This is a genomic window from Pseudomonas sp. EggHat1 (genome assembly GCF_014892995.1).
Taxonomy (GTDB): Bacteria; Pseudomonadota; Gammaproteobacteria; order Pseudomonadales; family Pseudomonadaceae; genus Aquipseudomonas; species Aquipseudomonas chaetocerotis.
Genome location: NZ_JACKQK010000011.1, coordinates 135,022 through 154,714, shown reverse-complemented (window position 1 = coordinate 154,714; position 19,693 = coordinate 135,022). Strand labels below are relative to the sequence as shown.

The following is a 19,693-nucleotide window of genomic DNA, read 5'->3' as shown; positions in this document are numbered from 1 at the left end:
AGGGGCACCGGCAAACTGCCTCGTCGCTGGCGTTTGCCCTACCCTGCAGCGCCCCCTAGAATGCCGCGATGCAAAACGACCTCGATCACAGACTCACGACCCTCAATCCCGCCCAGCACCATGCGGTTACCACGCCGCCTGGTCATCAGCTGGTGCTGGCCGGTGCCGGCTCGGGCAAGACCCGCGTGCTGGTGCACCGCATCGCCTTCCTGATCCAGCGCCTGGATGTCTCGCCGCACAGCATCCTGTCGGTGACCTTCACCAACAAGGCGGCCGCCGAGATGCGCCACCGCATCGAAGACGTTCTGGGCCACGCCCCTGCCGGCATGTGGGTCGGTACCTTCCACGGCCTGGCTCACCGCCTGTTGCGTGCGCACTGGAAAGAAGCCGGACTGGCCGAGAACTTCCAGATTCTCGACTCCGACGATCAGCAACGCCTGATCAAGCGAGTGATCCGCGACCTCGGTCTGGATGAACAGCGCTGGCCGGCCAAGCAGGCGCAGTGGTTCATCAACGGACAGAAGGACGAGGGCATCCGCCCGCAAGGCATCCAGGCCAGCGGCGACCTGTTCCTGGCCACCATGCGCAGCATCTATGAAGCCTACGAGGCGGCCTGCGCGCGCACCGGCGTCATCGACTTCGCCGAACTGCTGCTGCGCGCCCTCGACCTGTGGCGCGACAACGCCGGGCTGCTGGAGCACTACCAGCGCCGCTTCCGCCATATCCTGGTCGACGAGTTCCAGGACACCAACGCCGTGCAGTACGCCTGGCTGCGCTTTCTCGCCAAAGGCGGCGAAAGCCTGATGGTGGTGGGCGACGACGACCAGTCGATCTACGGCTGGCGTGGCGCGAAGATCGAGAACATCCAGCAGTTCGACAGCGATTTCGCCGATGCCGAGATCATCCGTCTGGAGCAGAACTATCGCTCCACGGCGAACATCCTCAATGCCGCCAACGCGCTGATCGCCAACAACCAGGGACGCCTCGGCAAGGAGCTGCGCACCGACGTCGGTGATGGCGAGCCGCTGGCCCTGTACGCTGCTTTCAACGAGCACGACGAAGCGCGCTACGTGGTGGAAACCATCGAGGACGCCCTGCGCAAGGACGGCCTCAAACGCAGCGAGATCGCCATTCTCTATCGCTCCAACGCCCAGTCACGGGTGCTGGAAGAGGCGCTGCTGCGCGAGAAGATCCCCTATCGCATCTACGGCGGTCAGCGCTTCTTCGAGCGCGCCGAAATCAAGAACGCCATGGCCTACCTGCGCCTGCTCGACGGGCGCGGCAACGATGCGGCGCTGGAGCGCATCATCAACGTGCCGGCACGCGGCATCGGCGAGAAGACCATCGAGACCATCCGCGAATACGCTCGCGCTCACGACGTGCACATGTGGGAGGCGATTCGCCTGATGCTGGCGGTCAAGGCGCTGCCTGGCCGCGCCTCGGGCGCACTGGCCGGCTTTATCGAGCTGATCGACGGCCTGGCCGAGCAGGTGCTGGCCATGCCGCTGCACCAGATGACCCAGGTGGTCGTCGAAAAGAGCGGCCTGCTCGCCTATCACGAGGCGGAAAAGGGCGAGAAGGGCCAGGCCCGGGTGGAAAACCTGGAGGAACTGGTCAGCGCCGCCCGCGCCTTCGAGAACGATGAAGACGACGAGCTGACCCCGCTGCAGGCCTTCCTCACCCACGCCTCGCTGGAGGCCGGGGACACCCAGGCCGCCGAGAACGAAGACAGTATTCAACTGATGACCCTGCACAGCGCCAAGGGCCTGGAATTCCCCCTGGTGTTCCTGGTGGGCATGGAAGAGGGTCTGTTCCCGCACAAGATGAGCCTGGAAGAACCGGGCCGATTGGAAGAAGAACGCCGCCTGGCCTATGTCGGCATTACCCGTGCCATGCAGAAGCTGGTGATCAGCTACGCCGAAACACGGCGTCTCTACGGTAGCGAGACCTATAACAAGGTGTCGCGCTTTGTCCGCGAAATCCCCGCACCGCTGATTCAGGAAGTACGCCTGAGCAACAGCGTCAGCCGCCCGATGAGCACCAGCTCGATGGGTGGCGGCAGCCTGTTCGCCGGCAGTGCCATACCGCAAACGCCCTTCAACCTGGGTCAGCGCGTACGTCACAGCCTGTTCGGCGAGGGCACCATCCTCAATTTCGAGGGTGCTGGTGCCCAGGCGCGGGTCCAAGTGAATTTCGAAAACGAAGGCAGTAAATGGCTGATGCTGGCGTATGCCAAGCTTGAAGCCTATTAGCACACCGTATCTGGAGATAATCGATGAATCGCCGCAATCTGTTCGGCGCTGTACTGGCTCTGATCGCCGCCATCGGCCTGGTTGGCTGCAAAGAAGACAAGCCTGCCACCCAGCAGGCCGCTGCCAAGCCGGCAGAAGCCATCCACTGGAAGATGGTCACCTCCTGGCCGAAGAACTTCCCCGGCCTGGGCACCGCTGCCGAACGCCTGGCCGAGCGTATCAATGCCATGAGCGCTGGACGCCTGACCGTCAAGGTCTACGCCGCCGGTGAGCTGGTGCCGGCGCTGGAGGTGTTCGACGCCGTATCCCGCGGCACCGCCGAGATGGGCCATGGCACGCCGTACTACTGGAAGGGCAAGGTGCCGGCTGCGCAGTTCTTCAGCAGCGTGCCGTTCGGCCTGTCCACCCTGGAAATGAACGCCTGGTTGAGCAAGGGCGGCGGTCAGGCGCTGTGGGACGAAACCTACGCACCGTTCGGCGTGAAGCCGCTGTCGGCCGGCAACACCACCATGCAGATGGGCGGCTGGTTCAACAAGGAAATCAACAGCCTGGCCGACATCAAGGGCCTGAAGATCCGCATGCCGGGCCTCGGCGGCGAAGTCTGGAGCAAGCTCGGCGCGATCACCGTCAACCTGCCGGGTGGCGAGATTTTCACCTCCCTGCAGACCAGCGCCATCGATGCCACCGACTGGGTCGGCCCGTACAACGACCTGGCCTTCGGTCTGCACAAGGCGGCCAAGTACTACTACTTCCCGGGCTGGCAGGAGCCGCAGGCCGTGGTCGAATCCATGGTCAACCAGAAGGCCTTCGACGCGCTGCCGGCCGACCTGCAGGCCATCGTCGTCGAGGCCGCGCGCGCCGCGACCCTGGATATGATGGACGACTACGTGTTCAACAACGCCAAGGCGCTGCAGAGCCTGAAGAGCGAGGGTGTGCAGTTCAAGCGTCTGCCGGACGAGGTGCTGCAAGCCATGCGTGAGCAATCAAACGTGGTCCTCGAGTCCCTGGCCGCCGAGAACGATCTCAATGGCCGCATCTGGGCCTCGCAGAAAGCCTTCCTCGAAGAAGCCAGCGCCATGCAGGCACTGACCGAGAAAGAGCTGTACAACTGGCGTTGAGCCAACTGAACGGGGCTGAAAGGCCCCGTTTTTCTTAGGGATTGCGCCCATGCGTCTTCACTCTCTGCTTTTACTGCCCCTGCTCGCCTTCGGCCTGATCGGCTGCAAGGACGATTCCGCGCCGGCCGACCAGGCCGCAGCACCCGCCCAGACCTTCCACTGGAAGATGGTCACCACCTGGCCGAAGAACGCACCCGGCACCGGCACCGCAGCCGAACGCCTGGCCGAGCGCGTCAACGCCATGAGCGCCGGGCGCCTGACCATCAAGGTCTACGCGGCTGGCGAGCTGGTGCCGGCGCTGGAAGTGTTCGACGCGGTATCTCGCGGCACTGCCGAGCTCGGCCACGGCACACCCTATTACTGGAAGGGCAAGGTGCCGGCCGCGCAGTTCTTCGGCGCGGTGCCGTTCGGCCTGTCCACCCTGGAGATGAATGCCTGGCTGAACAAGGGCGGGGGTCAGGCCCTGTGGGACGAAGCCTATGCGCCATTCGGCCTCAAGCCACTGACTGCGGGCAACAGCACCATGCAGATGGGCGGTTGGTTCAACAAGGAAATCAACAGCCTGGCCGACATCGAGGGCCTGAAAATCCGCATGCCGGGCCTCGGCGGTGAGGTCTGGAGCCGCCTGGGTGCGACCACCGTGGTGATGCCGGGTGGCGAAATCTTCACCGCCCTGCAGACTGGCGCCATCGACGCCACCGACTGGGTCAGCCCCTACAACGACCTGGCCTTCGGCCTGCAGAAGGCCGCCAGGTATTACTACTACCCCGGCTGGCAGGAGCCGCAGTCGGTACTCGAACTGCTGATCAACCAGAAGGCCTTCGATGCACTGCCGGCCGACCTGCAGGCCATCGTCAGCGAAGCGGCGCGCGCAGCGACCCAGGACATGATGGACGACTACGTCTACCACAACGCCCTGGCACTGGACGAACTGAAGAAGAGCGGCACGCTGCTCAAGCGCTTCCCCGACGAAGTGCTGCAGGCCATGCAAAACGAGAGCGAACAGGTGCTGGGCGAACTGGCTGCGCAGAGCGAGCTCAACGGCCGAATCTGGGCCTCGATGCAGGCGTTCCAGGCGCTGGCCACCTCGATGCAGGCGGTATCGGAAAAGGAGCTGTACGACTGGCGCTGAACTGGCAATGCGGCGTAGACGGTGCGCGTGGCGCACCCTATCCGTGCCTCACAACGGAAACGCAACGTAGGGTGCGCCGCGCGCACCAGCGTTCAATGGCTCCGTTTGTCGTTCCAGGCTGCGCCTCATGCCCTGGCGGCCATACTTCTCGGATGAAACAGAAGCCGAACGACCCCGCCCGAATCCTCGATAGCGCCCTGCAACTGGCCGACGTCTGCGGCTGGGAGCGCCTTCACCTGTTCGACGTCGGCGCCGCGCTCGACATTGGCCTGGACGATATCGCCCGCCACTACCGCGACAAGGACGATCTGGTGGAAGCCTGGTTCGACCGCGCCGACCAGGCCATGCTCGGCCATGCGAGAAATCCTGACCTGCAGGGCCTGAACGCCGAACAACGCCTGGAGAGTTGCCTGCTGGTCTGGCTCGACAGCTTGGCAGCACATCGCGCGGTGACCGGGCAGATGTTGTTGTACAAGCTCGAACCCGGCCATATCCATCTGCAGGTGCTCGGCCTGATGCGTATCAGCCGCACCGTGCAGTGGTGGCGTGAAGCCGCTGGCCGGCAAAGCCTGCACCTGCGCCGCATCGCCGAAGAAACCCTGCTCACCGGCGCCTACCTGTGCAGCTTCGTACACTGGCTGCGCCATCCCGAAGAAGATGCAGCAACCTTCCGCGCCTTTCTCCGTAGCCAACTGCGCTGCGGCCCGCTGCCTCTGCTGCTGCAACGCCCGTAGCCCGGATGAAATCCGGGAGCATGGTTGCAAGCCTGCGACAACGCCCGTAGGGTGCGCCATGCGCACCGGGGCCGCTTCGATACTGGACCGGGCGCGCATGGCGCCGCCTAACGCAGGCAAAAGCCGGAAACATTCTGTCACTGGTCATGCGCCCCCGTGGCGGGCAAGATGCCGTCCAAGCTTTTCCACAAGAGAGAAAACCGTGATGCAGCGTTTCCTCAGTATTGCCATGGTGCTGTGCCTGGCACTGACCTTCAGCTTCGAAGCCCACGCCAAGCGCTTTGGCGGTGGCAAATCCTTCGGCTCCGCACCCAGCCACCAAACCCGTCAGGCCACACCGCCGGCGCAGTCGGCTGCGCAGGCGCCCGGCCGTCAACAACCTGCCGCTGCCGCCAGCGGTGCTTCGCGCTGGCTCGGCCCGTTGGCCGGTCTGGCCGCCGGTGGTCTGCTGGCCTCGATGTTCATGGGTGATGGTTTCGAAGGCCTGCAGATCATGGACATGCTGATCTTCGGCCTGATCGCCTTCCTGCTGTTCCGTTTCCTCGCCGCCCGTCGTGCGCGCCAGCAGCCACAAATGGCAGCTGCCGGTGCGCCCTACCAGCGTGAAATGCCGAACGCCGACAACGCGCCGGCCGCTGGCAGCAATATCTTCGGTGGTCGCCTGGCTACGGCCGCTCCGGTGATCAACGCCCCGGCCTGGTTCAACGAGCAGAGCTTCATCGCCGCCGGTCGTGAGCACTTCATGAACCTGCAGCAGCACTGGGACGCCGACGAGATGGACAAGATCGCCGAATTCGTCACCCCGCAACTGCTGGAGTTCCTCAAGCGCGAGCGCGCCGAGCTGGGTGATGGCTTCCAGTCCACCTACATCGACGAACTCAACGTGCAGCTCGACGGCGTCGACGACAATGCCGAGAAGACCATCGCCACCCTGACTTTCAGCGGTGTGTCGAAGACCTCGCGCTTCGACCAGGGCGAGCCGTTCAGCGAAAGCTGGCGCCTGGAACGTGCCCAGGGCGAAAACCAGCCCTGGCTGGTCACTGGCATTCGCCAGAACTGATCGCTACGACGCATCAAAACCCGGGCTTGCCCGGGTTTTTCATTTCAGCATTCGCCGGTTATCGCGGCTGAAGCCGCTCCCACGATCTGATCCGTGGGAGGCGCTTGAGCGGCGACTGACCCATCACGACAGATCCGTAGCCGCCCGGCGCATACCGATATGCGGGATGTCGTCCTCCAGATACACCTCGGTCACCGCCGCGAAACCATAACGCCCGTAGTAGCCCTGCAGATGCGCCTGCGCCGACAGATAGACCAGCACGCCCGGCCAACGCTGGTGACACTCGAGCAGCGCCTGCTCCATGAGCCGGTGACCCAGTCCGGTGCCACGCGCCCGCTCGGCGATCACCACCCGACCGATCACCACCTCGCCCTCCATACGCTGCGGATCGAGCAGGCGCAGATAACCCACCAACCCCGACTCGTCGCGTGCCAGCAGGTGGCAGGTGTCACCGACCAGGTCCTGGCCATCGGTTTCCAGATAGGGACAGTTCTGCTCGACCACGAACACCTGGGTGCGCAGCGCCAGCAGTGCATAGAGGGTGACGGTATCGAGTTCGCTGTGGTGCAGGCAGTGCCAGGCAAGAGATGACATCAAAGGGCTCCGCAAAAGCGCCAGTATGCAGTGACGACGACATGTTTTCATTCTACCGGCCAGCTACTGTATAAAGCCGATCCCCCATGATGAGGAGCCGACGCCGTGGAAGAAGTCATCGAACAGCTGCGCGAACTCAACGAGCCGGTACCGGTACCGCTGGAGCTGCCGGAAGAAGAAACCCTGGTGGAGATTCAGGAGCAGATCCTCATTCACTTGCCCTTCGAGCTGCGCGAATACCTGCTCAAGGTCAGTGATGTGGTCTACGGCCGCCTGGAGCCGGTGACCGCCAGTGACCCGCAATCGCACACCTACCTGCCGGAAGTCGCCGCTGAAGCCTGGAGCCTGGGGCTGCCGCGCGATCTGGTGCCGCTGTGCCAGGACGGCCGCAACTACTACGCCGTGGACGTGGAAGGCCAGGTCTGGCTGTGGGACGGCGACGAAGGCGAACTGACCGACGAAAGCTGGGACTCTGTCTGGCACTGGTGCCGCGACGTCTGGCTGGAGAGCTGACGGCAAAGCCTCGTCGCCGCTGAAGCGCCTCCCACAGTTGGCAGTCGCACGTGACCCCGTGGGAGGGGCTTCAGCCGCGACCGGCACAACACATCAGCCAAACCCGGCTCACACCTCGCCCTGCTCCAACGCCAGCAGGTTGAGCAGAAATCGCGCGAAATACAGCAGGTCCTGCTCCATGGCCTGGCGCGCGCCCTTGGCATCGCCGGCCTCGATGGCGGCGAAGGCGTCTTCATGAAAGTCGTTGAGCCGTAGCGACAGGTCGGCGCCGGTAAACAACCGGTTGAAGAATGGCCCGATCTGCAGCCATAGCGACTCGATCGAACGCATCAGCACCGGGTTGCCGCAGGCGCCGTACAGGTGCAGGTGAAACTGGCTGTTGGCGCTGAGGTAGCCCTGCACCTGGCGGGTCTCGATGGCAACATCCATGCGTTGCACGCAGTCACGCAACAGAGCCAGGTCATCGCGGCTAAGCCGTGGCGTGGCCAACTCCACCGCCAGGCCTTCCAGCGCCAGGCGCACCTGAAAGATGTTCTCGTAGCGCTCGCGGGTCATCGAGGGAACCCGCACCGAGCGCTGCTGCTCGCCCTCCAGCGCGCCCTCGGCCACTAGCCGCTGCAGGGCAGCGCGCACCGGCATCGGGCTGGTGCCCCACTCGCTCGCCAAGTCGCGGATCTTCAACCGCTCTCCAGGCTGGAAGCGCCCGGCCAGAAGACCTGAGCGGATGTTCTGATACAGCTGTTCCTGCAGATTGTCAGCCATGCGCTACCTCCCTCGGTGGCGCCGGCAGTTGAGCAAGGGTCAGGCTACAGTCACGCATGAAAAGCTCCAGTGGAAAATATGGCGAGTCTACGTCAGGACTGATTTTGTGTGAAAAATGCCTACACATGAATTATTTCGTGATCACAAATTTAAGTTTATGGTTGAAAAAAAACAATTTCCATCATGTTATTTACTATTTTGTGATCACAAAATATCATGCAGGTAGCATTCAGTCGAGGTATCCCCATGACCACCGCCAGTGGTATCAGCCCAATCGCCGTTGACCATTTCGTCGCGGCCGAGCGCGCGCTGTTCCTGTCGCGCAATCCGAAGTCCGTAGCCCTGGCCGAACGTGCCCGCCACTCGCTGTATGGCGGCGTGCCAATGCACTGGATGGCCGACTGGTCAACGCCGGTGCCGCTGTTCGTCGAGCGCGCCAAGGGTGCGCGCTTCTTCGACGTGGACGGTCACGAGTACATCGACTTCTGCCTGGGCGACACCGGCACCATGTTTGGCCATTCGCCAGATCCAGTAGCCCGCGCCCTCGCCGAGCAAGCGAACAACGGCCTGACCACCATGCTGCCCGGCGAGGACGCCGTGGTTTGCGGCGAGCTGCTGGCCCAGCGCTTCGGCCTGCCCTACTGGCAGGTGACCGCCACCGCCACCGATTCCAACCGCTACGTGCTGCGCTGGGCGCGCGCCATCACCGGGCGCAAGACCCTGCTGGTGTTCGACGGCTGCTACCACGGCACCGTCGACGACGTGATGGTGCGCCATCGCGATGGCCAGACCGTGCACCGTTCAGGCCTGGTCGGCCAGGCCTATGACCTGACCGAGCACAGCCGCGCCATTCCCTTCAACGATGTCGAAGCCCTGGAAGCGGCGCTGGCTCAGGGCGACGTCTGCGCCCTGCTGTGCGAGCCGGCGATGACCAACATCGGCATGGTCCTGCCCGATCCTGGCTTCATGCAGAAGTGCCGCGAGCTGACGCGCAAGTACGGCAGCCTGCTGATCATCGACGAAACCCACACCATTTCCACCGATATCGGCGGCTGCACGCGCTTGTGGGGCCTCGACCCGGACTTCTTCGTGGTCGGCAAACCTATCGCCGGTGGCGTGCCGTGCGGCATCTTCGGTTGCAGCGCAGCGATGGCCGAAGCCATGACCCAGGCGCGCCAGCGCGCCAGCGAAGAAAGCCATGGTCACGGCCACAGCGGCATGGGCACCACCCTGTCGGCCAATGCCTTGGCCATGCACTGCATGCGCGCCAACCTGGAACAGGTGATGACCCAGGCCGCCTACGACCACATGCTGCCGCTGGCGGCTCGCCTGGCCGATGGCTTCCGCCAGTTGATCGACAAGCACGATCTGAAGTGGTCAGTGACCGAGCTGGGCGCGCGCTGCGAATTCCAGTTCTGCGCCACACCGCCGCGCACCGGTGCCGAGGCCGAAGCGGCGTTCCATGACGAGTTGCAGATGGCCCTGCACCTGTACCTGATCAACCGCGGCATCCTGATCACACCCTTCCACAACATGACCCTGTGCTGCCCGAGCACCACCGAGGCCGATGTGGACAAATTGGTCGCCATGCTCGATGCGGCGCTCACCGAGCTGCTGGCCATCCCCGGCGCCAGGCTCTGAAGATTGCTCCCACGCTCCGGCGTGGGAGCGCAGGCAGCGACGCTCCGCGTCGCAAGGGACGCAGAGCGTCCCCGGAGTGGTTCCCACGCAGAACGTGGGCACCATCAGAAAGCGGATGAGGGTCTTCCCTCACCCCTAGCCCCTCTCCCAAAGGGAGAGGGGAAGAAAAGCAAGGACACCACCATGCAATTCGCCCATCCCCAGGAAGCCCGCGACTTCCTCGAACGCTACCCCGAGGTGCGCAGCATCGAGCTGATGCTGATTGACGCCAACGGCATCCCGCGCGGCAAGCTGCTGCACCGCGACGAGCTGCTGGCCATCTACGAGAACGGCCGGCCACTGCCCAGCTCGATCCTCTCGCTGACCATCCAGGGCGAGGACGTCGAGGCAAGCGGCCTGGTCTGGGAAGTGGCCGACGCCGACTGCTGGACCTATCCGCTGCCCGGCAGTCTGACCCTGCAACCCTGGCGCGCGGTCCCCACCGGCCAATTGCAGGTGAGCATGCATCCGACTGAGGGCTTGCCGGCCACGCCGGGCGATCCGCGCCATGTGCTGGCGCGTACCATCGACGCGCTCAAGGCCGACGGCTATCACCCGGTGATGGCGGTGGAACTGGAGTTCTACCTGCTGGACAAGCAGCGCGACGCCAACGGTCGCCCGCAGCCTGCCATGCAGATGAACGGCGTGCGCCCGCAGGCGCCGCAGGTTTACGGCGTGTACGAGCTGGAGCAGATGCAACCCTTCATCGACGACCTCTACGCCGCCTGCGAAGCACAGGGCCTGCCGGTGCGCACGGCGATCTCCGAATACGCGCCGGGCCAGCTCGAACTGACTCTGGAGCACCGCTTCGATGCCCTGCAGGCGGTGGACGAAGGCGTGCGCTACAAGCGTCTGGTCAAGGGTGTGGCCAATAAATATGGACTGCAGGCCTGCTTCATGGCCAAGCCGTTCGGTGATCTGGCCGGCAGCGGCATGCACATGCACGTCAGCCTGGCAGATGAGCACGGCAACAACCTGATGGCCAGCGAAGACCCACAAGGCACACCGCTGCTGCGTCACGCCATCGGCGGCATGATGGCCACGCTCGACGACGCCCTGGCGATCTTCTGCCCCAACGCCAACTCCTTCCGCCGCTTCCAGGCCAACAGCTACGCGCCGCTGGCCAAGAGCTGGGGAGTGAACAACCGCACCGTGTCCTTCCGCGTGCCGGGCGGGCCGGCCAAAAGCCGCCATGTCGAGCACCGCATCTGCGGCGCCGACGCCAATCCCTATCTGGCGGCGGCGGCGATCCTTGCCGGTATCCACAAGGGTATCCGCGAGCAGATCGACCCAGGCGCGGCCATCGTCGGTAACGGCTACGAACAGGCCCGCGAAACCCTGCCCACGGACTGGCTCACCGCACTGCGCAACCTGGAAGGTTCGAGCTGGGCGCGCGGAGCGCTGGGCGAGGATTTCCTCAAGGTGTTCCTGGCGATCAAGTGGGCCGAGTTCCGCCAGTTCATGGGCGAAGTAGGCGAGCAGGACTGGCGCTGGTATCTGAGTCACGCCTGAGTAGGGCAGGTGGACGAGCAAAGCGTCTCCACCCTACGCCCAGCTCACAGCAGCAGGCAGCGCGCGCCGTCATCCTCCAGCATGGGACCGGCAAAACACAGCCGGCCCTGCTCATCGAGCTGTGCTGGCTGCCCCGGAAAGTAGGGGTTGTCGAAGGCGCGCAACTGCTCGGCACTTGGCGTACCTTGAGGCAGTTGGGACAGCCCCTGCAGCAGGCGACGATAGGCTTCGAGGTCCTGTAGTCGTACCGCATAGCGGCGATAGTCAGGCGCCCCAATTTCAAGCAACACGTTACCCATTGGGTTGCGCCAGCTGCGTTGCCACTGGACAGCGGGCAACTGCTGCAGCTCCCCGACAAACACTTCAGGTGAGCGCCTCGACAGCTCGGCCGTCGGCTGATAGAACGTCAAGCTGGCATTGGTGCTCATCTGTGGACGCAGGCCCCACCGCAGCATCAGCCACTCCCCCAAGCTGCTCTGCGCCTTGGGCAGCGCCTCGAAAAGTAACGCCATCCCCTGAAACTCATGCTGCAGCGGCATCAACAGGCTGCGTTCTGCTTCATCGAATGCAGGCACACTGCTCGGCACCGGCATCAGCCCCTTACGATAGAGCACGGCCTGCCAGAACATGTTGCGCTCGACCATACGCGCCAGAATCATCTTCGCGATCAGCGTATCAGCGCGGCGCAGCTGCCCTCGCAGCAGGTGCAGCTCCTCATCGAGACGCGCCCGAACCTGCTCACCTTCGCCCTCCTGAGCCACCTTGAGCAGTTGCAGAGTCAGCAGCTGCTGGCCACTCACGAGGTAACGGTGCGGCGGCAACGGGGCAATGATGCTGGCCTCCAGAAGATTGCGGTAGTCATCGAGCTGGAGAAACTGCCAGTAGCGCTCGCGCAGAAGACGCTGCTCATCCGTCTCGACCCAGCCAGACACCCCACTCAGCAGCGTGGTCAGACAGCCATCTTTCTCTACCGCACAGAACAAAGGTCCCTGCGGTAAAGCCAACGTGGCCACCACTGGCTCTGTAAAGCCCTCATCCATCGGGCCGTGGCTGCTGCGCCAGGCGCGATAGGCTTGCAGCCGCTCGGCACCCAGTGCCTCCGGCGACTGCCCAGGGTCAGCATCCAGACCATTGAGAAACACATAGGCACGACTCTGCCCCTCATCCACCTGTGCCTGCTCCAGCCAGGCTCGAGCGTCGGCACTCAGCGGTTCATCCCGCATCCAGGCATAGCCGCCAGCGACCAGCAGCACGGGCAGGCCCACGAGCAGCGCAACGATCCCTGTGCGCATCATCGGCTCACCTTGATGTACTCGCCAGCCACACTGATACCCATGCCGCCGTAGCCCTGGCAGCCATCGGCGAACACCTCCTGCACGCGCAACTCGATGCCCTCGCGCAACAGCTGCACCGCGCAATCGCTGCCCAGGCCAGCATCCTCCAGGCGCATCTGCACGCCGTCGCCGACCAGCTTGCCATCCAGCTCGCCGATGGCCGCCGGGCCGTACTCCTCGACCCGGGCACCGGCGCGTATGGGCGAGAAACTGGCGTGATAACCGCCATTGCCGTCCTCGCTGATCTGCAGCTCGCTCCACACCGCCTGGCCGCCATAGCGCAGGTAGCGGCCCACGGGGCTGGCGCTCAGCACCGGATAATCCAGTGCCTCGGCTACCTTGCGCAGGTGCAGGCGGGTCGAGGAACCGCTTAGGTTGTTATCCAGCGCCACGCCCAGCCAGGCGCGCGCCATACCCGCCTGACCGGCGCGCAGGTTGGCAAGGATGAGATTGTTCAGCGCCAGCTCCAACTGTGCCGTGTCGCCGTTCTCGACGCGTCGTAACTGACGTTCGAACGCTTCGATGGCCTGCTCATGGCGACCGTCCTGGTAAGCGACGCTGCCGACCTGGTTGCACTGCACCACCGTGGCGCATTCTTCGGTCGCCTGCACGGAACCGGCCAGCCCCAGCAGCAGCGGTAGAGGCAGAAATTTCGAGCGGATCGGCATGGATGACATCCTTGCAGTAGTGAGTGTGTATCTTGCATCCCCAAAGCCAGCAGGCCTTACTCTCATAAGCCCCACACGTACTCGGAGCAACGATGGAAGCCGGAACCGCGCAACTGACGATGACCGTACTGATGACCCCGGATATGGCCAATTTCTCCGGAAATGTCCACGGTGGCACCCTGCTCAAGTACCTCGACGAGGTCGCCTACGCCTGTGCCAGCCGCTATGCCGGCTGCTACGTGGTGACCCTGTCAGTGGACCAGGTGATGTTCCGCGAACCGGTGCATGTCGGTGAGCTGGTCACCTTCCTCGCCTCGGTCAACCACACCGGCCGCACGTCGATGGAGATCGGCATCAAGGTGATCACCGAGAACATTCGCGAGCGCTCGGTGCGCCACACCAACAGCTGCTTCTTCACCATGGTCGCAGTCGATGCTCATGGCCGCCCGGCACCGATCCCGGCACTGCAACCGGACACCGCCGACGGCCTGCGCCGTCAGCGCCAGGCCAAGCAGCGCCGGCAGATTCGCGACGAGTTGCAGCAGCGCTACCAGGCGTTGAGCGACGAAAAGAAGCAGGCCTAGGGCCTTAACGGGTGGGGCATCGCCCCCTCAATCGTGACCGATATAGAACAGCAGCTCGCGGCGCTGCGGATGATCCTTGAGCCAGGCACGAATCTCGTCGGCGCGGACGATGGCTTCTTCACCGGCAATGCGGCTGAAACGCTCGCGGCGGGCCTGCTCGCTGGCCTGCTGGCGCACCTGGCGCTGCCAGGCCTCGGTGAAGATCGCCGGCATGCGCTGGCTCAGCTCCAGGGCCTTGAGCAATTGCCATTCGCCGCTGTCCAGCCAGGCTTCGTCGCACGTGCCGCATAGGTCGAGACGGTTGGCGCGGGTGCCGCTGATCTGAAACTTGCTCATCAGCTTGGCGCACTTGGGACAACTCAGGGCATGGCTGGTTTCGCCCACTTCGGCCTCAGCGGCCAGCTCGGTTGACGTCTCTTGTGCTGGCTGGCGCTCGGCCCAGTCGCGATAGTGCAGCAGACTGACCAGCGTGCCTTGGCACTGTGCGCAGCCATGGCCAAGCAGGCCATCTTCGAGTTTTGCCGGTTGCAGGCGACTGGTACGGCAGGCGGGGCAATGCATGGTGACGTCCTTTTCATCTGAAGAGAGCGAACGCTAATGCAGAGCCGACACATGGGCAAGCCACGATGCTGAGAAACAGGTAGCAGATAAGCTAAGCTTTGTGTCCCCGGTCTGGAGTCGCCATGATCAATCTGTTCGATGTCTTCCTGCTGATGCTGTTCGCCGCTGCCTGCGCCTGGCTATGGCGCGGCCACGGCATTCGCGAGCGTGCGCTTAGCTTCGCCAAGCAGCACTGCGCCAAGCTCGATGTCGAACTGCTCGACGGTGCCGTGGCGCTGCGCCGCCTGGCCATCCAGCGTGATGCCAAGGGCCACCGCCGCCTGGCGCGGCTCTACGATTTCGAGTTCACCGTCACCGGCGAGCAGCGCCTGCGTGGGCATATCAGCATGTTCGGCCCGCATCTCGGCCGCATCGAACTGGAACCTCACCCGGTGCTGGAGCCGCAACCCGAGCCAGTTGCGGTGCAGCACTCAGGCAACGTCATCCACCTGGAAGACTGGCGACGCAAGGCGCAGTAAAGCCGCGCGCGGCCTTGCCCGTATGTGTCCTCGATAGCCGGCAAGCCGGCTCCTACGTGATGTAAAGACCTATCAGCCGCGCTGCAGCAGGAAATCGGCCACGCGCTCGGCGCTGTCCACCGGCTGCTCCTGCATGAAGCAGTGCCCGCCCGGCACCACCTGACTGCGCACATGGGCGTTGCTCGCGCACCAGCGCGCCACCGATCTGGCGACGAAGGGATAGGTATGCACGCCCTGTATCACCTCGGTCGGTGTCGTCACCTTGGCCAGCGACGGCCACAGGCGCCGTGGGAAGGAGCCAAAGATATCGGCCTCGCGGCTTGGCCGGCACTTGAGCTCGACGCCGCCCTCGACGTCCTTCAGCGCATGCTCGATATAGGCGTCGAACGCCGCCTCATCCCAGCCACGGAACATGCCACGGCCATGCAACGCAGCGTGCGCGCTGGCACGGTCCGGCCATTGCCGGCGGCGTTTCTGTGCCTTCTTCGCCATGCCGGTACGCTGCGCCAGGCCGACAACATCGGACAGCGCCATCACGCCGATCATCGCCGGGCTGAACAGCACCGGATCGAGCAGCACCGCACGCCGGAACAACTCGGGATGGCGCGCCAGGATCAGGCTGGTGAGCACGCCGCCGAAGCTGTGGCCAAGGGCGAAACGCGGCACTTCGCCGAACGGCCCACGCAAGGTGTCGAAGGCCTCTACCGCCAGCTCGGCGCTGCGGTTCCAGCCATGGAAACGACCACCGTGATCGCTGTCGCCATGGCCCTGCACGTCGCACAGCCAGAGGTCGAAATCCTCGGCCAGCAGCGCCAGCATCGGTGTGTAGACGCGCCCGCAATAGCCATTGCCGTGCAGGAAATGCAGGAGCGGCTTACCCGACGGTGGCGTATGCCAGCCACGCAGGGTGAAGCCGGCAGAGGTGTCATGAGACCAGGGCAGCAGTTGCATTCAGGGTTATCCACAGCGACGAAAGCGCGGCGAGTTTATCAGCCTGTCGTGGGGATTCGGCAGGCGGTGAACGAGGCCGTCAGCGCGTCGGCGTTCTGCGCCTGCTCGAAGATCAACTCCAGCCGTGAGTCCTTGCGCCATTCACTCGCAGGCCAGGCCTCCAGCGCTTGCCCCTGCAAGGCATTCAACGAGCGCCAGCCCTCGACGCCGTGCAGCACGGCCTTGGCCCTGCGCCAATTCATGCCCTGCAGCCATTGGCTGACCTGCGCGAGATCGAAACGCTGGCTCGGGTGCCAGCGCCAGCCGATGCTCCAGCCCTCGGGCTGGTCCTGCACCTGGCAGATCGGCTCGGCGGCGTTGCGCCAGATCTGCGCCATGCTGGATGCAACTGTGGGTAACTCGGCGCTCACCTCGATGGCCGAGGCCTGCGCCGCCAGACCCGGTAGCAGGGCCAGGTCGAGCTGGCCCTGTTCCGTCCAGTGCAACGGCACGGTCGGCAACGCGGCGGCGATCCGCGTTCGCGTGGCCTCGTCCAGACACTCACTCTTGTTCAGCAGCAGCAAACCCGCAGCATCCAACGCCTGGCGCTGCACGTCAGGCAGCGGTTGACCTGTCGCCAACGCAGCAGCATCCAGCACCATCAGCGCCGGCTGCACGGCCAGCACGCCGAGCCAGGGCGGCTGACGCAATTGCGCCAGCAACTGCGCCGGATGCCCCAGGCCGGAAGGCTCGATCAGCAGGCGATCGGGCTTCGCTTTGCGCAGCAGGCGCCCGAGGCCGACCTGAAACGGCGCGCCGTTGACGCAGCACAGGCAACCACCGGCCACTTCGGCCATGGCGATGCCGTCGTCGCCTCGTTCCAGCAAGGCGGCGTCCAGGCCGATCTGGCCGAATTCGTTGATCAGCACCGCCCAGCGCTCGCCCGCCGGTTTCTGCGCCAGCAGCTGACGGATCAGCGTGGTCTTGCCGGCGCCGAGCGGGCCAGCGATGAGGTGGGTAGGGATTTGACTGAGCATGAATCTATGTTCGGCGGTTCGCCAGGCAAGTGCCAGCAAAGACTGCAAAGAAGCAGCATGTTAGATTCGCCGGCAGTTTTTCGGGAGTCGAAACGATGCGTGCATGGCTGTTGCTGTTTTCCCTGCTGCCGGGCCTCGCCCTGGCCGAAGCCTGCGTGGTACATAGCCAGGCCGAACGTTTGAGCGTGCAGATCTGCCAGGAGAATCGCAACATCCCCGACACCCTGTTTCGCGAAGGCTTCTGCCAGCCGCAGTTGCAAGGCCAGACAGTCGAGGTGGAGTTCGTCGAACAGTGCCCCAAGGGCGCCCACGGCGTCTGTCAGAACGCGCGCGCCGGTAGCGGTCTGTACCTGCAGGATATCCATTACTACGGCGTGGCCAGCGACGCGCTGTACCTGGAGCCGGCCTGCACCAACCAATACCAGGGCACGTGGATCAAGCCCTGAGTACCTGCAATCACCTGCGCAACGCCGAGCCACGTGGGTCTGAATAGCGCAGGCGGGTGCAACCCGCCAGGCTGCGAATGGCGGGTTGCACCCGCCCTACGAGGAAACGCAACGATCCTGACATCAAAGCGTCACCAATAAAGCGCTTAATGACCTCGGGTACCTCACGTAACCCTCATGTCGAGTCACGCGTCGACATGATCTCTTGGTGCTTAAGGCCGGGGCAGTTGCTCCGGCCTATTTTTTTATGGCTCGCCACCAGTAGGGTGTCGCAGGCCACGTCAAAGATTGTTCCCGGCGATTACCGCTGGCTCAGCTGCGCGTAGGGTGCGCCGTGCGCACCGCCAAACACCGAGGTATTCGCGGTGCGCGCAGCGCACCCTACGGAAAGAGCACGCTCAGGCCAACCAATCCAGGGTCAACAGCAAGCGCCGCTGCCCGGCAGGCGGCTGCGGCGAGCGGTGGATCAATCCGCGCCCCTCGTTACCGTGCCATTTCTCGCCCTTGGCCAGCGCCACATGGCCGGTGTCGAGACGCCGGATCAACGCCTCGTCCTGCGGCTCTGCGTCCGGCTGGCCGAGCTTGCTGCGCGGCATGACGCCCTCTTCCAGCCAGTCGCTGCCGACACCGGCATAGCTGGTAATCAGCCGTACCGGTACATGGTCAACGTGAAAGCGCGGGCACATGGCCTTGTCCAGCGCGCGCAGGCGCAGGCCGATGCGCTCGGCGTCGAGCAGGCAGGCATAGGCGCGCACCAGCCAGGCCACATCGGCGAGAAAGGCCGCCTGACCCGGCAGATCAGCATACTGCGCCACCAGACCGTCGAGGTTCGGCTCGCTGTCCGCGCGCGACAGCTCCAGCGTCATGGACTGCGCCAGCGGCTCACCTTGCGCCAGCAGCGCCTCAGCGAAGTCGGCGATCTGCACCGGCAGGCGACGCTGCCAGACGGCCAGGTTAACGCCGTCGTGCAGCACCTCGCCGAGCACCTGAATATCTTCGCCCAGCACCTGCCGGGACACTTTCGGCAACTGCAGGGCGAACATCAGGCGGCCTCCTGCTGCCAGGCACCGAAGGGGTCGACGAGCAGGCGCCAGGCTTCCGGGCCGCCGGCCATTTCCTCGTCGGTGAGCAGGCAGTCGTCCAGCTCACGCACCAGCCGCGGAAAGTCGATGTTCTGGCCGATGAACACCAGCTCCTGGCGGCAGTCGCCGACCTCGGCGCTCCAGTGTTTCATGATCGTCTGCAGGCCTTCCTCGTCCTGCGGCCAGTGCTGCTTGGCCACGAAGCGCCACCAGCGCCCGGCCAGGCCATGGCGCATCAGCCCGCCGGCCTGCGACCAGCTGCCGGCTTCCTGGTATTTGCTGGCGAGCCAGAAGAAGCCCTTGGAGCGCAGCAGGCGGCCATTGCGCCATTCCTGCGAGAGGAAATCGAAGAAGCGCTGCGGATGGAACGGCCGGCGCGCACGGTAAGCGCTGGAGGCGATGCCGTATTCCTCGGTTTCCGGCACGTGCTCGCCACGCAGTTCCTTGAGCCAACCCGGGGCCTGCGAGGCGCGGTCGAAGTCGAAGCGGCCGGTGTCGAGGATCTTGTCCAGGGCGATCTGGCCCATGCTCATGGCCTGGATGTCGGCGTGGGTGTTGAGGCCACGCAGTATGGCCATCAGCTCTTCGCGCTCGGCCTGGCTGATCAGGTCGATCTTGCTGATGAGGATGACGTCGGCGAACTCCACCTGCTCGATCAGCAGGTCGGTGATCGAGCGTTCGTCCTCCTCGCCCAGTGTCTCGCCACGGCTGGCCAGGCTATCGGCCTCATGGAAATCACGCAGGAAGTTCACCCCATCGACCACCGTGACCATGGTGTCCAGTCGCGCCAGGTCGGACAGGCTGCGGCCCTGCTCGTCGCGGAAGGTGAAGGTTTCGGCCACCGGCAGCGGCTCGCTAATGCCGGTGGATTCGATCAGCAGGTAGTCGAAGCGGCCTTCGCTGGCCAGGCGGCTGACTTCGTCGAGCAGGTCCTCGCGCAAGGTGCAGCAGATGCAGCCGTTGCTCATCTCCACCAGCTTCTCTTCGGCACGGTTGAGGCTGACGTCTTGCTGGACGGTGGCACCGTCGATGTTGATCTCGCTCATGTCGTTGACGATCACCGCGACCTTGCGGCCTTCACGGTTCTTCAACACATGATTGAGCAGAGTGCTCTTGCCGGCGCCAAGAAAGCCGGACAGCACGGTAACGGGTAGACGCTGATTCATGGGGTATTCC

Annotated in this window: 20 protein-coding genes; 11 read left to right on the top strand and 9 right to left on the bottom strand. The window is 64.4% G+C overall.

Translation table 11 applies throughout. From position 1 onward, the window contains the following. The first annotated feature begins 68 nt into the window (after positions 1-68). The 5 genes from uvrD (at position 69) to INS93_RS17630 (ending at position 6,296) form a co-directional block, all read left to right on the top strand. A complete protein-coding gene (uvrD, locus tag INS93_RS17650) occupies positions 69-2,252 on the top strand; it encodes a DNA helicase II (protein ID WP_160016503.1) in 2,184 nt (727 codons plus the stop codon). Positions 2,253-2,275: 23 nt separating this feature from the next. Next, positions 2,276-3,370, top strand: coding sequence for a TRAP transporter substrate-binding protein (locus INS93_RS17645; RefSeq protein WP_192984385.1), 1,095 nt, complete (start codon positions 2,276-2,278; stop codon positions 3,368-3,370). 49 nt (positions 3,371-3,419) lie between these two features. After that, the gene (locus INS93_RS17640; RefSeq protein WP_192984382.1) at positions 3,420-4,502 is read left to right on the top strand and encodes a TRAP transporter substrate-binding protein; all 1,083 of its coding nucleotides are present in this window, start codon (positions 3,420-3,422) and stop codon (positions 4,500-4,502) included. 152 nt (positions 4,503-4,654) lie between these two features. Further along, complete coding sequence (locus INS93_RS17635; RefSeq protein ID WP_192984379.1) at positions 4,655-5,236, top strand: TetR/AcrR family transcriptional regulator; 582 nt, start codon at positions 4,655-4,657, stop codon at positions 5,234-5,236. A 205-nt stretch (positions 5,237-5,441) separates the two neighbouring features. Next, positions 5,442-6,296 carry a Tim44 domain-containing protein gene (locus INS93_RS17630; RefSeq protein WP_192984584.1) on the top strand — a complete coding sequence of 285 codons (855 nt, stop codon included), beginning with the start codon at positions 5,442-5,444 and terminating at the stop codon, positions 6,294-6,296. 123 nt (positions 6,297-6,419) lie between these two features. Here INS93_RS17630 and INS93_RS17625 read toward each other — a convergent pair whose 3' ends face one another. Beyond that, the gene (locus tag INS93_RS17625) at positions 6,420-6,890 is read right to left on the bottom strand and encodes a GNAT family N-acetyltransferase (RefSeq protein ID WP_192984376.1); all 471 of its coding nucleotides are present in this window, start codon (positions 6,888-6,890) and stop codon (positions 6,420-6,422) included. Positions 6,891-6,995: 105 nt separating this feature from the next. On the opposite strand from INS93_RS17625, the gene INS93_RS17620 reads away from it, so the two are divergent. Next, the gene (locus INS93_RS17620) at positions 6,996-7,403 is read left to right on the top strand and encodes an SMI1/KNR4 family protein (RefSeq protein WP_160016498.1); all 408 of its coding nucleotides are present in this window, start codon (positions 6,996-6,998) and stop codon (positions 7,401-7,403) included. A 108-nt stretch (positions 7,404-7,511) separates the two neighbouring features. On the opposite strand, the gene INS93_RS17615 is transcribed toward INS93_RS17620, so the two are convergent. Then, complete coding sequence (locus INS93_RS17615) at positions 7,512-8,165, bottom strand: GntR family transcriptional regulator (protein WP_160016497.1); 654 nt, start codon at positions 8,163-8,165, stop codon at positions 7,512-7,514. Between the two features lie 246 nt (positions 8,166-8,411). Here INS93_RS17615 and INS93_RS17610 point away from each other — a divergent pair, with 246 nt between their 5' ends. After that, positions 8,412-9,806 carry an aspartate aminotransferase family protein gene (locus INS93_RS17610; protein ID WP_192984373.1) on the top strand — a complete coding sequence of 465 codons (1,395 nt, stop codon included), beginning with the start codon at positions 8,412-8,414 and terminating at the stop codon, positions 9,804-9,806. Between the two features lie 183 nt (positions 9,807-9,989). Further along, a complete protein-coding gene (locus INS93_RS17605) occupies positions 9,990-11,357 on the top strand; it encodes a glutamine synthetase family protein (protein WP_192984371.1) in 1,368 nt (455 codons plus the stop codon). 44 nt (positions 11,358-11,401) lie between these two features. On the opposite strand, the gene INS93_RS17600 is transcribed toward INS93_RS17605, so the two are convergent. After that, positions 11,402-12,652, bottom strand: coding sequence for a hypothetical protein (locus INS93_RS17600; RefSeq protein ID WP_192984368.1), 1,251 nt, complete (start codon positions 12,650-12,652; stop codon positions 11,402-11,404). Next, positions 12,649-13,359: a tetratricopeptide repeat protein gene (locus tag INS93_RS17595; RefSeq protein ID WP_192984365.1), complete on the bottom strand. Its 711-nt coding sequence runs from the start codon at positions 13,357-13,359 to the stop codon at positions 12,649-12,651. Before INS93_RS17595 ends, INS93_RS17600 begins: the two co-directional genes overlap by 4 nt. 92 nt (positions 13,360-13,451) lie before the next feature. Between INS93_RS17595 and INS93_RS17590 the strand changes: the two genes are divergently transcribed. Further along, positions 13,452-13,943 (top strand): acyl-CoA thioesterase, encoded by a 492-nt coding sequence (locus INS93_RS17590; protein WP_160016492.1) that lies wholly within the window; start codon positions 13,452-13,454, stop codon positions 13,941-13,943. Between the two features lie 27 nt (positions 13,944-13,970). Here INS93_RS17590 and INS93_RS17585 read toward each other — a convergent pair whose 3' ends face one another. Beyond that, positions 13,971-14,504, bottom strand: coding sequence for a zf-TFIIB domain-containing protein (locus INS93_RS17585; RefSeq protein WP_160016491.1), 534 nt, complete (start codon positions 14,502-14,504; stop codon positions 13,971-13,973). A gap of 122 nt (positions 14,505-14,626) precedes the next feature. Between INS93_RS17585 and INS93_RS17580 the strand changes: the two genes are divergently transcribed. Next, positions 14,627-15,022 (top strand): DUF3301 domain-containing protein, encoded by a 396-nt coding sequence (locus INS93_RS17580; protein ID WP_160016490.1) that lies wholly within the window; start codon positions 14,627-14,629, stop codon positions 15,020-15,022. A 72-nt stretch (positions 15,023-15,094) separates the two neighbouring features. Here INS93_RS17580 and INS93_RS17575 read toward each other — a convergent pair whose 3' ends face one another. Beyond that, positions 15,095-15,973 (bottom strand): alpha/beta fold hydrolase, encoded by an 879-nt coding sequence (locus INS93_RS17575; RefSeq protein ID WP_192984362.1) that lies wholly within the window; start codon positions 15,971-15,973, stop codon positions 15,095-15,097. Positions 15,974-16,011: 38 nt separating this feature from the next. After that, the gene (locus tag INS93_RS17570) at positions 16,012-16,989 is read right to left on the bottom strand and encodes a CobW family GTP-binding protein (RefSeq protein ID WP_192984359.1); all 978 of its coding nucleotides are present in this window, start codon (positions 16,987-16,989) and stop codon (positions 16,012-16,014) included. Positions 16,990-17,084: 95 nt separating this feature from the next. Between INS93_RS17570 and INS93_RS17565 the strand changes: the two genes are divergently transcribed. Continuing rightward, entirely contained in the window at positions 17,085-17,435 is a 351-nt protein-coding gene (locus INS93_RS17565; RefSeq protein ID WP_192984356.1) for an NADH:ubiquinone oxidoreductase, read from the top strand. A gap of 398 nt (positions 17,436-17,833) precedes the next feature. Here INS93_RS17565 and INS93_RS17560 read toward each other — a convergent pair whose 3' ends face one another. Together INS93_RS17560 and zigA are read right to left on the bottom strand one after the other, a co-directional pair. Beyond that, positions 17,834-18,478 (bottom strand): DUF1826 domain-containing protein, encoded by a 645-nt coding sequence (locus INS93_RS17560; RefSeq protein ID WP_192984353.1) that lies wholly within the window; start codon positions 18,476-18,478, stop codon positions 17,834-17,836. Beyond that, positions 18,478-19,683 (bottom strand): zinc metallochaperone GTPase ZigA, encoded by a 1,206-nt coding sequence (gene zigA, locus INS93_RS17555; protein ID WP_192984350.1) that lies wholly within the window; start codon positions 19,681-19,683, stop codon positions 18,478-18,480. The genes INS93_RS17560 and zigA overlap by 1 nt, the downstream gene beginning before the upstream one ends. Positions 19,684-19,693 lie beyond the last annotated feature (10 nt).